This is a genomic window from Paracoccus sp. 08 (assembly GCF_024105395.1).
Classification (GTDB): Bacteria; Pseudomonadota; Alphaproteobacteria; order Rhodobacterales; family Rhodobacteraceae; genus Paracoccus; species Paracoccus marcusii.
Genome location: NZ_WEKR01000006.1, coordinates 47,332 through 59,959, shown reverse-complemented (window position 1 = coordinate 59,959; position 12,628 = coordinate 47,332). Strand labels below are relative to the sequence as shown.

The 12,628-nt window shown below is 68.0% G+C and carries 12 protein-coding genes; 3 read left to right on the top strand and 9 right to left on the bottom strand.

Annotation, left to right across the window (positions count from 1 at the left end; all coding sequences use genetic code 11):
- Window positions 1-30: 30 nt before the first annotated feature.
- Window positions 31-1,488 (top strand): aldehyde dehydrogenase family protein, encoded by a 1,458-nt coding sequence (locus GBO37_RS03335; RefSeq protein WP_252927222.1) that lies wholly within the window; start codon window positions 31-33, stop codon window positions 1,486-1,488.
- A 32-nt stretch (window positions 1,489-1,520) separates the two neighbouring features.
- Here the strand turns inward: GBO37_RS03335 and GBO37_RS03330 are convergent, their stop codons facing one another.
- The 3 genes from GBO37_RS03330 to GBO37_RS03320 form a co-directional block, all read right to left on the bottom strand.
- On the bottom strand, window positions 1,521-2,093 hold the full coding sequence (locus tag GBO37_RS03330; RefSeq protein WP_045981684.1) for a L,D-transpeptidase: 573 nt from the start codon (window positions 2,091-2,093) through the stop codon (window positions 1,521-1,523).
- Between the two features lie 130 nt (window positions 2,094-2,223).
- A complete protein-coding gene (locus GBO37_RS03325) occupies window positions 2,224-4,449 on the bottom strand; it encodes an ATP-binding protein (RefSeq protein WP_252927220.1) in 2,226 nt (741 codons plus the stop codon).
- Window positions 4,446-4,904 carry a molybdopterin-dependent oxidoreductase gene (locus GBO37_RS03320; protein ID WP_252927218.1) on the bottom strand — a complete coding sequence of 153 codons (459 nt, stop codon included), beginning with the start codon at window positions 4,902-4,904 and terminating at the stop codon, window positions 4,446-4,448. The genes GBO37_RS03325 and GBO37_RS03320 overlap by 4 nt, the downstream gene beginning before the upstream one ends.
- Before the next feature lie 159 nt (window positions 4,905-5,063).
- Here GBO37_RS03320 and GBO37_RS03315 point away from each other — a divergent pair, with 159 nt between their 5' ends.
- Together GBO37_RS03315 and GBO37_RS03310 are read left to right on the top strand one after the other, a co-directional pair.
- Window positions 5,064-5,726: a GntR family transcriptional regulator gene (locus GBO37_RS03315; protein WP_252927216.1), complete on the top strand. Its 663-nt coding sequence runs from the start codon at window positions 5,064-5,066 to the stop codon at window positions 5,724-5,726.
- A gap of 13 nt (window positions 5,727-5,739) precedes the next feature.
- The gene (locus tag GBO37_RS03310) at window positions 5,740-6,672 is read left to right on the top strand and encodes a sugar kinase (RefSeq protein WP_252927214.1); all 933 of its coding nucleotides are present in this window, start codon (window positions 5,740-5,742) and stop codon (window positions 6,670-6,672) included.
- Here the strand turns inward: GBO37_RS03310 and GBO37_RS03305 are convergent, their stop codons facing one another.
- From GBO37_RS03305 to GBO37_RS03280, 6 genes are read right to left on the bottom strand one after another with little or no spacing between them, the layout of a single operon-like run.
- Window positions 6,673-8,148, bottom strand: coding sequence for a UxaA family hydrolase (locus GBO37_RS03305; RefSeq protein ID WP_252927212.1), 1,476 nt, complete (start codon window positions 8,146-8,148; stop codon window positions 6,673-6,675). It abuts the gene before it with no gap.
- Window positions 8,141-9,475, bottom strand: coding sequence for a mannitol dehydrogenase family protein (locus tag GBO37_RS03300; RefSeq protein WP_371927465.1), 1,335 nt, complete (start codon window positions 9,473-9,475; stop codon window positions 8,141-8,143). Before GBO37_RS03300 ends, GBO37_RS03305 begins: the two co-directional genes overlap by 8 nt.
- A gap of 1 nt (window position 9,476) precedes the next feature.
- Window positions 9,477-10,217, bottom strand: coding sequence for a 2-dehydro-3-deoxy-D-gluconate 5-dehydrogenase KduD (gene kduD, locus GBO37_RS03295; RefSeq protein WP_045998954.1), 741 nt, complete (start codon window positions 10,215-10,217; stop codon window positions 9,477-9,479).
- Window positions 10,214-11,038, bottom strand: coding sequence for a 5-dehydro-4-deoxy-D-glucuronate isomerase (gene kduI, locus GBO37_RS03290; RefSeq protein WP_127898745.1), 825 nt, complete (start codon window positions 11,036-11,038; stop codon window positions 10,214-10,216). The genes kduD and kduI overlap by 4 nt, the downstream gene beginning before the upstream one ends.
- Before the next feature lie 11 nt (window positions 11,039-11,049).
- Window positions 11,050-11,331, bottom strand: a complete 282-nt coding sequence (locus tag GBO37_RS03285; protein ID WP_127898746.1) for a cupin domain-containing protein — start codon at window positions 11,329-11,331, stop codon at window positions 11,050-11,052.
- A gap of 13 nt (window positions 11,332-11,344) precedes the next feature.
- Window positions 11,345-12,625, bottom strand: coding sequence for a TRAP transporter large permease (locus tag GBO37_RS03280; protein ID WP_045998951.1), 1,281 nt, complete (start codon window positions 12,623-12,625; stop codon window positions 11,345-11,347).
- Window positions 12,626-12,628 lie beyond the last annotated feature (3 nt).

The window sequence follows — 12,628 nt, the reverse complement described above, 5'->3', positions numbered from 1 at the left end:
CAATTTTTCCACCGACCACAGGACTGCAGCATGATCATCGACGATCTGACCCGCATCGACACCAGCCTGATCTTCGTGGATGGCCACTGGACCCGACCCCGGGGCGGCACCCTGCCGGTCGAGGATCCGTCGACCGGCGATACCATCGGGGTGATCGGTCGCGGCACCCCGGCCGATGTCGATGCCGCCATCGCCGCCGCCCGCGCCGCCCTGGACGGCCCCTGGGGGGCGCTGACCGCCACCGACCGCGGGCGCATCCTGACGCGGATGTCCGCCTTGGTCCTGGACCGGGCCGAGGATCTTGCGATGATCGAGACGCTGGACGTAGGCAAGCCGCTGGACCAGTCGCGCCGCGATTCGGTGGCCCTGGCCCGCTATCTGGAATTCTACGGCGGTGCGGCGGACAAGCTGATGGGCAGCACGATTCCCTATCAGCAGGGCTATACCGCCTATACGTTGCGCGAGCCGCATGGCGTCTGCGGGATCATCATCCCATGGAACTATCCCATGCAGATCCTGGGCCGGGCCGTCGCGGCGGCGCTTGCCGCGGGCAATGCCGTGGTGCTGAAGCCGGCCGAGGATGCGTCGCTCTCGGCCCTGGTCTTTGCGCAGATCGCCCATCAGGCGGGTCTGCCCCCCGGCGCGTTGAACGTCGTGACCGGCCTGGGGGCCGAGGTGGGCGCGGCGCTGTCCGCACATCGGGGCGTGCATCATCTGTCCTTCACCGGCTCGGTAGGGACCGGGGCCGGCATTCAGCGCGCGGCGGCGGCCAACGCCGTGCCCGTAACGCTGGAACTGGGGGGCAAGTCGCCCCAGATCGTCTTTGACGATGCTGACCTGGACCGGGCGATCCCGGTTCTGGTCGGGGCCTGCATGCAGAATGCCGGGCAGACCTGTTCGGCCGCGTCGCGCGTCCTGGTGCAGGCCGGTGTCTACGACGAGGTGCGTCGCCGCATGTCCGACATCTTCAACGGGCTTGTGGCCGGACCGGCGCCCGACAGCCACGACCTGGGTCCGCTGGTGTCGGCGCGCCAGAGGCGACTGGTGCAGGATTTCATCGATCTTGGCACCCGCGAACTGACCTTGGCGGCGCAAGGGCGCCTGCATCCTGACGCGGCGGCCGGCGGCCATTTCGTGCGACCCACGCTGTTTGCGGACGTACCCCCCGATCACACCCTGGCCCAGCAGGAGATCTTTGGCCCGGTGCAGGTCATGATGCCCTTTGCCGATGAGGCAGAGGCCCTTCGCATCGCCAACGGCACCGATTACGGGCTGGTCGCCGGCATCTGGACCCGCGACGGGGCGCGACAGCTGCGCCTGGCGGGCCGGCTGAACTGCGGCCAGGTCTTCATCAACAACTATGGCGCGGGGGGCGGAGTCGAGCTGCCCTTCGGCGGCATTGGCAAGTCGGGGCATGGTCGCGAAAAGGGGTTCGAGGCGCTGTACGGCTTCACCCGCACCAAAACCATCGCGATCCACCACGGTTGAAAGGCAGGGCGCCATGCGCCCCGCCCTGGCGATCAGAACACCGTCACCTGTGTGCCGATCTCTGCGACCGCATACAGCTTTTCGACATGCTCGTTATACAAGCCATAGCAGCCCGACGACGACCGCCGCCCGATCTTGCGCGTGTCATGGGTGCCGTGGACCAGATAGGCCGGCCAGCCCAGGTACAGGCCGAACTTACCCAGCGGGTTTTCGGGCGCGCCCCCCTCGACCCGCTGCGGCAGGGTCGGATCCTTGACGCGCATGCTGGGGGTGGGCGTCCAGGGCGGGTTGGCGACCTTGCGCACGATCTCGGTCTGGCCGCGGCGGGTCAGTTCGTCTGTCATCGGGATCGCGCAGGGAAAGACGAAATGCACGCTTTCGTCACCCGACCAGAAATGCACCGCGCGCGAGGTCACGTCGGCCAGCAGAACCCCCTTGCCCAAGGACGGATAGAAATCCTGCCAATGCCGCGCGCGGAACGACGACTGGTTGCGCTGCGGTCCCGGGTTTTCCTGGCCATAGGCCATGGCGGGGATCAGGACGCCCGTCGCCGCAAGACCCTGAAGGAAGGTTCTTCGGTCGCCGAAGGGACGATTCGTGGACATGCTGCTGCCTCGTGCTTGTATTGGCCTTTTCAGCGACAATAGCCCCGCGCGTGCCTTCCCCCAAGCCCCCGCCGCAAGGTTGACGGCCCACCCCGGAGATTCTGCAACAGATGCAGGGGCACGCGGCCGATCACGCCTGCGGCAACGGACCCGCGGGACGCACCGCCTGCAACAGCGCATTGAGCGCCGCCCGGCTGAGCGGCTTGACCAGCGACCGGTCCATCCCGGCCTGACGAAAGCTTGCCAGATCCGCTGGCATGGCATGGGCCGTCAGGGCCACGATGGGGCAGTCGCGGTTGGGGCCGTCACCCGCGCGAATGCGCCGGGCCGCGTCGATGCCGTTCATGCGGGGCATGCTGATATCCATCAGGATCAGGTCGAACCGGCGCTGTTGGGCGGCGGCGACGCCGGCAAGGCCATCCTCGGCCTCGGTCACCTCGCATCCTTGGCGGCGCAGCATCTCGCGGGCGACCAGACGGTTGATGGCATTGTCCTCGACCATCAGAATGCTGAGGCCGGGACAGTCCGGACTGGCCACCGCCTGCTGGGGCACCGTGTCGGGCGCAACGGGCGCAGGCTCCAGAGGCAGCATGATCCGGAACGCGGTCCCCCTGCCCGGCTGGCTTGAGACCGTGATCTTTCCGCCCATGGCATCGACCAGGCCCTTGACGATGCTGAGACCAAGTCCCGTCCCCTCTACCTTGCGGTCGAAGGTCGAACCCAACGTGACGAACGCATCGAAGATCCTGTCCAGATCGCCTGCGGGGATGCCAATACCCGTATCGGTCACGCGCAACGTGACGTGTCCCGGTGGCCCCGACGTATCGACCAGCACGGTGATATGTCCGTTCTCGGTGAACTTGATGGCGTTGCCGACCAGGTTCACGACGATCTGTTCCAGCCGCGCCGCATCGCCCAGGACCGGCGCCATATCGTCGCCGGAATATACCGCCATCAATTGGTTGCCCGCCGCCTGTGCCTGCGTCTGCAGACCCAGGATCGCCGAATCGACCAAGCTGCGCAGGTCGACCGGGTTCCGGGCCAGAACCAACTGACCGCTGCGCGCCCGCGAGGTGTCCAGCACATCGTTGACATGGCCCAGCAGCATGCGGCCGGAATGCTCCATCGCGGCGACGTACTGGCGCTGGCGGTCGTCCAGTTCGGTCAGGCTCAGCAGGTCCAGCAAGCCCAGAATGCCGTTCAGGGGGGTCCGCATCTCATGGCTCATCACGGCGATCATGCGCGTCTTGGCCTGTTCGCCCGCGACGGCGCGGTCACGGGCCTCGATCAGTTCGGCCTCCTCGGCCGCGCGTCGGGACACGTCGCGCACGAAGGCGACCACCAGCGGTCCGTCCTCTCCTCGGGCGACCGACATGGACAGTTCGACGGGGATGATCCGGCCTGACTTGTGCCGGGCGGCGGTCTGCATGATATCGGGCCCGCCGGCGCGCGGGCGGGTGGTGCCGTCACGGACCCGGGCCAGAACCTCGCGCACCTTGGCACGCCGGTCGTGCGGGGTCAGCAGGTCGACGACGTCGGCGCCCACGGCCTCGGCCCGGTCATATCCGTAGATGCGCTGTGCTGCGGCGTTGAAGCCCAGGATCCGCCCATCGGGGCGCGCCACCAGAATTGCATCGATCGACGCCTCGAACAGCGAATTCAGGCGATTGCTGACCGCGGCGATGCGGCGGTTTCGTTCGCCTGCGCTGCGCACCATCGCGGCCAGGACCACGACGCTGCCCGCCAGCACCATGAACAACGGAACGACCAGCAGCGACAGGGTGGTCAATGCGCGGGCCACACCTTCGCGGCGCAGCGCGGATTTTTCGGCGAAAAGCCGCACCCCCTCCAGCGACACCTGCCTGACCAGGGGCACGGAGGCGTCGACGATGGGCATGATCCGGGGCAGCCCCGCGATTAGTCCCGCGTCATCGCCGTCGATCACCGGCACGGCGGCGTCCAGCCCGGACTGGATCGCCATCAGCGCGGTCGAGATGCCGGGTTCCGCGCGCAGGTGGTCATAGGTCCGCCCCTGCTGCAGCGTCTGGATGCGCGAATAGAAGATGTCGAACCGCTGCCGCAGATCCCGTGCCTGATCCGCGCCGGCACCGGGCGTGGCCAGCAGCAGCGCGGCACGCTGCAGGGCCAGCACCTCGACCTCGGACTGGGCCAGGAACCATTGGGTGTTGTCCGTGGCGGCGGTCCCCATCTCGTCGATCTGACGGCGCGCATCGACCTGCAGCAGCCAGACGACCAGCCCCAGGGCCAGGATCACGCAACCGAAGAAGGCGGGCATCATCCTGACCGCCCGCGCGATGCGCGGGGGATGCAGGTCGGTGCCCACCGCGTTGATCACCTCACGGCCTCGATCCGGACCAGCTGCCAGATGCTGCGGGCATAGGTCACTTCGGACTGCAGCGCAGGATCGGAGTCATAGGGATAGATGACCCAGAGCGGCCCCTTGTCGCGCACGGACATCGCCTGCCCGTCCTGCTGGAACGCGACGATGGGATAATCCGCCGTCACCTCGTCCACGGGAATCTGCACCGCGTAATCGTTGATCGCCACGGCCGAGACCGTGCCCTCATCGATGCCCGCATCGGTCAGGATCGCCTGCAGCGGGACCCCGGTGAAGGCCGGCTGCCCCTCCGTCCAGATGGTCGAGGTGGCAAAGCTGACCGGCCCAAACGCCTGAAGCGCCGCCTGGTCATAGGTCTGCGTACGGTCCGGGCCGACCACGGTCAGCAACGGATCGTCGGCCAACGCCGGACCTGCTAGCGCAAGCAAAAGGGAGAGGGCTGCGATCTTCATGGGACTGCCTTCGACAAGGTTGGTCGGGGTTGCGGTGTCGCTTGATCTTGACGCCCGCCGCGCCAATCTGGCAGCGAATCCTTCCTAAAATGCTATCGACCGGCCGATGCCCTTTACTGGTATGGAAGTATGGTATAAATTTGCAGAAAAGGGCCTGACATGATTCCGATCCGCACTGCCACGACCGCCCAGCAGGTCCATGACTGGTTGTACCGCTGCGTCCTGCGCGGCGACCTGCTGCCGGGCACGCGCCTGTCGGAGACCGAGATCGCGGCCCAGGTCAACCTGTCGCGCCAACCCGTGCGCGAGGCCTTCATCCGGCTTGCCGCCGATGGCTTGGCCGAGGTGCTGCCCCAACGGGGCACCTATATCGGGCGCATCTCGATGCGGGCGGTCCTGTCGGCGCGCTTCATCCGCGAGGCGGTGGAAAGCGACCTGGCCCGCCATGTGGCCGCCACCCGCCCCGACCTGACCGCGATGGCCGCCGAACTGGCCGTGCAGGAACGATGCGATGTCGAAGGCGACGTGCCGGGGTTCATCGAATCGGACGACCGGTTCCACCGGGCCATGGCCCTGGCGGCGGATCAGGGCGCCGTCTGGCAGGATCTGGAACGGCTCAAGGCCCAGATGAACCGCCTGCGGCACCTGTCGATGCGCGTCTTCGACCGCAGCCAGACCATCGCCCAGCACCGTGCCGTACTGACCGCGCTGCAGGCCGGCGACGCCGATGGCGCCGAAGATGCCATCCGCACGCATCTGCGCCAGATGCTGACCGAACTGCCGCAGATGGCCGCGGCGCATCCCGACTATTTCACCGACTGAAAGGTCCCGAAGCATGCCGCAAGCCGACCCTATCCGCATCCTGTCCATCGGCGAGGCCATGGTCGAGATGTCGCGTGCCCCCGATCCGGACCTGTGGCGGATGGGCTTTGCCGGCGACACGCTGAACACGGCCTGGTATCTGCGCCGCCTGTTGGACGACGCCTGGCAGGTCGACTATCTGACGCGGGTCGGCACGGGCGACTTTTCGACCCGGATGGTCGAGTTCCTGCGGGCCGAAGGGCTGGGCACCGCCCATGTCACCCGTCAGCCCGATGCCGAGATCGGCCTCTATGCGATCAGCCTGACGAACGGGGAACGCAGCTTCTCCTACTGGCGCGACACGTCCGCGGCGCGGCGGCTGGCCGACGACCCGACCCTGCTGCACGCGGCCCTGCAGGGCTGCGCAATGGCCTATCTGTCGGGGATCACGCTGGCGATCCTGCCCCCGCAGGGGCGCATCGGCCTGCTGCAGGCGCTGGACCGGGCGCGGCAGGCCGGCACCACGGTCGTCTTCGACACCAACCTGCGGCCGCGCCTGTGGGCCGACGTGGACACCATGCGTGCGGTCACGCAGGACGCTGCCGGCCGCGCGGATCTGGTCCTGCCCAGCTTCGACGACGAGGCCGCGCTGTTCGGCGATGCCGATCCGCAGGCGACGCTGGACCGCTATCTGGCCCTGGGCGCGGGCCAGGTGGTGGTCAAGAATGGCGGTGGGCCGATCCGGTTCGGCGGGCGCGATGGTGCGGGCCACATCGACGATCTCAGCGTCGAGACCCCGGTCGACAGCACCGCCGCGGGCGACAGCTTCAATGCGGGCTATCTGGCGGCACGGCTGACGGGGGCCGATTGCGCCGGTGCCATCCGGGCCGGGCACGCGCTTGGGCGACAGGTGATCCGCCATCCGGGCGCGTTGATCCGGCAGGCGGTCGAGGCCGCGCGGCGCTGACTACAGCACCGCGCCGATCTGCCAGGGCAGGAACTCGTGGTCGCCCAGGCCCAGGGCCTCGCTGCGGGTGACCTGGCCCGAGGCGGTGCGCAGGATCAGATCGACGATCTGGCGGCCCTTGTCGTCAAGGCTGACACCGGACAGCACGTCGCCGCAGTTCAGATCCATGTCATCCCGCATTGCGGCGAACAGCGCATCGTTCGTCGCCAGCTTGAGGGTGGGCGCGGGTTTCGACCCGAAGGCCGATCCGCGCCCGGTGGTGAACACGATCAGCTGCGCCCCCCCGGCGATCTGACCCGTGGCCGAGACCGGGTCGTAACCCGGCGTGTCCATGAAGTTCAGGCCCGGCGCGGTGATGGGTTCGGCATAATCCAGCACGGCGTTCAGCGGCGTGGCGCCCGCCTTGGCCACCGCGCCCAGGGATTTCTCAAGGATCGTCGTCAGCCCGCCCGCCTTGTTGCCGGGGCTGGGATTGTTGTCCAGCGAGGCACCGTTCATCGCGGCATACCCCTCCCACCAGCGCAGGCGGGCCAGCAGCCGGTCGGCCAATGCGGGGTCGGCGGCGCGGTCCAGCAGCAGGCGTTCCGCGCCGTGGATCTCGGGCGTCTCGGACAGCACGACCGATGCGCCCTGCGCGGCCAGGATATCGCAGGCCACCCCAAGTGCGGGGTTGGCCGTGATGCCCGAAAATCCGTCCGACCCGCCGCATTGCAGCCCGATCCGCAGGGCCGATGCCGGGGCGGGTGCGCGCGTCACCGCATTGACCTGCGGCAGCATCTGGCGGACGCGGGCCTTGATGGCGTCGATGGTCGCGCGGGTGCCGCCGTTGTCCTGGATCGTCAGCCCATGAAAGCGCGCGGCCTGTCCCAGCTCCTGCTTCATGCGGGCGATCTGCATCACCTCGCAGCCCAGACCCACGAACAGCGCGGCCCCGACGTTCGGGTGCCCGGCATGCCCGGTCAGCACCCGCTGCAGCGCGATCCAGCCCGGTCCGCTGTCGGCCATCCCGCAGCCCGATCCATGGGCAAAGGCCACCACCCCGTCGACATTCGGATAATCGGCCAGCGCGCCCTCGGCCTGCAATTCGTCGGCGGCGCGGCGGATGACCGTCGCCGAACAGTTGACCGTCGCCACCAGCGCCACGAAGTTGCGCGTACCGACCTGTCCGCCGTCGCGGTGATAGCCCTGAAACTGCAATTCCCGCCCGCGATGCCGGTCAAGAGCCGCCCGCGCGGCCGCAAGCCCGGCGCCGGGGGTCTGGTCGCGGTCGTGATCGCCAAAGGCCAGGTTGTGGCTGTGAACGTGGTCGCCCGCCACGATGTCGCAGGTGGCATAGCCGATGACCTGCCCGTACTTCACCACCGCCGCCCCCCGCGCGATGTCCGCGCGGGCGATCTTGTGTCCAGCAGGCGCCACGCCGCGCGCGGTCAGGATGGCGACGGTGTCCGACGGATTCAGGACCAGCGGTTCAGCCACTTGCGGCGACCCGCGCGCCATCACGCACCAGCCGGGTCAGCGCATCGGTCAGGTCCGCGCGGAACCCCGCATCATCGTGCAGCACGGCGGGAAAGACCTGCGACAGGGCCAGGAACCCGTCTACCGTCGCCGCCGGATCGTCGCGCCCCGAGGCATAGCGCATCCAGGCCGCCACGGCCAAGGTCAGCCCCGGTACGGGCCGCCCGGCGGCGCGGCCTTCGGCGATGGTGCCAAGGATGCGCTGCGGCAGTTTCTGGCTGCCGTCCATGGCGATCTGCCAGGTCCGGTGACGGATCGCCGGATTGGCATAGCGCGCCGCGAGCGCGTCGGCATAGGCCGCAAGGTCGGTGCCCGGCGGCGGCGKCAGCGCCGGGATGATCTCGGACCGCCACAGACGGTCGACGAAGTGCGCCATCACCGGGTCGGCCATCGTGTCGGCGATGGTCTGGTGCCCGGCCAGATAGCCCAGATAGGCCAGGCTGGAATGGGTGCCGTTCAGCATCCGCAGCTTCATGTGCTCGAACGGCGTCACGTCGTCGACCAGCTGCACGCCGACCGCGCCCAGGTCCGGGCGGCCGTTGCAGAACCGGTCCTCGACAACCCATTGGCGGAAGGGTTCGTGCATCACCGGGGCCTCGTCGCGCCGGTCCGTCAGGGTCTCGACCCGGTCCAGATCGGCGGGCGTGGTGGCCGGAACGATGCGGTCGACCATGGTCGAGGGGAAGGCCCCTTGCGCCTCGATCCAGGCGGCCAGATCGGGGTCGATCAGTCGCGCCAGGTCCAGCACGACGCCACGCACGACATGGCCGTTTTCCGGCAGGTTGTCGCAGCACAGCACGGTAAAGGGCGGGATGCCCGCCGCGCGGCGCGCCTGCAGGGCCCGGATCAGAAAGCCCGGCGCCGATCTGGGCAGCGGATTGTCCAGATCGTGGCGGATGTCGGGGTGATCGGCGTTCAGCCGCCCCGTGGAAGGCTCATGGCAATAGCCCTTTTCTGTGACCGTCAGGCTGACGATCCGCACCGCGGGTGCGGTCATCGCGTCCAGCACGGCCTGGGGGTTTTCGGGCGCGACCAGAACGTCGCGCAGCACGGTGACGACCTGCGCGGTCTCTCCCTCCGGTCCCAGCTGCAGCGCGGTGTAGGCCCAGCCCTGCGGGGCCAGCCGGTCGCGCGTGCCGGGCGATTGCAACGAAACGCCGATGATGCCCCAGTCGCCGCCAGAGGCCGCCATGGCCTGTTCGACATAGATGGCGCCATGCGCGCGAAAGAACGCGCCAAGGCCCAGATGGACGATGCCCGCGGGTGCGGCGGACGGGGTATGGTGCAACCTAGCGGGCAAGCCAGCCTCCATCGACGTTGAGGATCGCGCCGTTGACGTAATCGGACGCGGGCGCGGCCAGGAACACGGCGGTCTGGGCGATATCCTCGGGGCGACCCCACCGGCCTGCGGGGATGCGCTCCAGGATGGCGCGGCTGCGGTCGGGATCGGCGCGCAGTGCCTGCGTGTTGTTCGTTTCGATATAGCCTGGCGCGATGGCGTTGACGTTCAGCCCGCGCCCGGCCCATTCGTTGGCCATCAGCTTGGTCAGCCCCGCCACGCCATGTTTCGACGCGGTATAGGACGGCACCCGGATGCCGCCCTGAAAGGACAGCAGCGACGCGATGTTGATGATCTTGCCCCTTCCCCGTGGCAGGGCGGCGCGCGCAAAGGCCTGGCAGGTAAAGAACAGCGCCTTGGCATTCACGTCCATCACCGCGTCCCAATCGGCCTCGGTGAAATCGACCGCATCGTCGCGGCGGATGATGCCCGCATTGTTCACCAGGATGTCGATGGGCTGGTCCGCGAACACGTCGCGCGCCGCCATCGGATCGGCGAAATCCAAGGTCAGCGACCGCCCCGCCTTGTCAGACACCTGGCCCATCATCGCCACCGTCTCGGCGCAGTCGCGCCGGCCGCTGGCGATCACGTCCGCCCCGGCCTGCGCCAAGGCCACGGCGATGGCCTGGCCGATGCCGGTATTCGCGCCGGTGACCAGGGCTGTGCGTCCCTCAAGGGAAAAGGGGGTCACCGCAGGTCCTCCGGCTGGATGAAGTCCATGTCGGTGTAATCGACATTGTCCCCCGCCATCGCCCAGATGAAGGTGTATTCGCCGATGCCCGCGCCGGAATGGATCGACCAGGTCGGCGACAGCACCGCCTGTTCGTTGGCCACGAACAGGTGGCGCGTCTCTTGCGGTTCGCCCATCAGGTGCAGGACCCGCGATTCCGGCGCCATGCCGTGATAGAGGTATGCCTCCATCCGGCGGTCATGGACATGGGCAGGAATGGTGTTCCAGACCGACCCTTCCTGCAACGAGGTATAGCCCAGCACCAGCTGGCAGCTTTCCATGACCAGCGGGTGGATGAACTGCTTGATGACGCGCTTGTTCGAGGTCGCGGTGGCGCCCATCTCGACCTTCTTGGCCTGATCGACGGTGATCAGCCGATGCGGTAGCGCGCGATGCGCAGGCGCCGAGGTGATGTAGAACCGCCCCCCGCCCGAAAACGTCACCGCCCCCGCGCCCATGCCCAGATACAGCACGTCGCCATTGGCCATGTCCCAGCCCTGCCCCGCGGCCTCCACCCGGCCCGGCCCGCCGATATTGACGATGCCCATCTCGCGGCGGTCCAGAAAGCTGGGCGTGCGGGTCTCGTCGATGGCGTCCAGGGTCAGGGGCGCCCCGTCCGGCACCGCACCGCCAACCACGAAGCGGTCGTAATGCGTATAGGTCAGGCGGATCTGACCGGCGGCGAACAGACCCTCGACCAGGAAATGCTGCCGCAGCTGGGCGGTGTCCATGCCGCGGGCGTGGTCCGGGTGGATCGCGTGGCGGGTTTCGACATGCGTCATCAGGGGTCCTTTCACAGAAAATCGTCGCGGCGGGGGGTGAAGCTGTCGATCAGCACACCCTCCTCCAGGCACAGGCAGCCGTGTTCGGCGCCCGAGGGGATGATGAAGGCGTCGCCGGGCCCGACCTCGGACGGCTGGCCGTCGACGGTGAAGCGGTAGCGGCCCGACTGGACATAGGTCGACTGCACATGCGGATGGCTGTGCAGCGCGCCCCGGTCGCCCGCCGCGAAGGCGAAGCGGACGACCATCAGATCCGGCGCATGGGCCAGGACGGTGCGGACGGGATCGGTCATTGCGACACCTTCATCAGCGGAACACGGAGGGCAGCCACAGCGACAGCGCCGGGACATAGGTGACCAGCATCAGCGTGGCGAAGGCCGCGCCGTAGAACGGCCAGATCGTGCGCATCGCCTGCCAGATGCTGATGCGGCCCACCGCGCAGCCCACGAACAGCACCGCGCCGACGGGCGGCGTGCACAGGCCGATCCCCAGGTTCAGGATCATGATGACCCCGAAATGCACCGGATCGACGCCGAAGGCGGTGGCGACCGGCAGAAAGATCGGCGTTGTGATGACGATCAGCGGCGACATGTCCATGAACGTCCCCAGGATCAGAAGGACGATGTTGATCATCAGCAGGATCACGATGGGGTTGCTGGACACGCTTTGCAGGATCTCGACCAGCTGTGTCGGCACGCGCAGATAGGCCAGAAGCCAGCCGAAACAGGCCGCGCAACCGATCACCAGCAGCACCATGGCGGTGGTGCGCACCGCACCCTTGGTCGCCTCGACGAATTCGGACCAGGGCAGGCTGCGATAGACCAGGGCCGTCACCAGCAGCGCATAGACCACCGCCACGTTCGAGGATTCGGACGCCGTGAACCAGCCCGACCGCACGCCCCCGAAGATGATCGCGATCAGGATCAGGCCGGGCATCGCGGACACGAACAGCGCGCCCAGCATCCGAAGGCCCGGGAACGGCTCGGTCGGATAGCCCTTCCGGCGCGCGACCCACCAGGCGGTGACCATCAGCGATACCGCCAGCAGCAGGCCTGGAATGATGCCCGCGGTGAACAGGTCTGCGATGGACAGACGGCCCCCGGCGGCGATGGAGTAGATGATCATGTTGTGGCTGGGCGGGATCATCAGCGCGATGATCGAACTGACGACCGTGATGTTCACGGCGTAATCGACGTCGTAACCGCGCGCCTTCATCTGCGGGACCATCAGGCCGCCCACCGCGCTGGCGTCGGCCGCGGCCGACCCAGACACGCCGCCGAACATCAGCGAGGCCATGATGTTGACCTGGCCCAGCCCGCCGCGCATGTGCCCGACCATCGCACCGGCCAGCGCCACCAGGCGCCGGGCGATGTCGCCCCGCACCATCAGGTCGCCCGCGAAGATGAAGAACGGGATCGCGATCAGCGCAAAGACCGAAATGCCGCTGTTCAGGCGCTGGAACACCACCACCGGCGGCAGCCCCATATAGAGGACGGTCAGAAAACTGGCCACGCCCAGGCAGAAGGCCACCGGCGTGCCGATCATCAGCAGCGTGACGAAGCTGCCGAACAGGATCCACAATTCCATGAT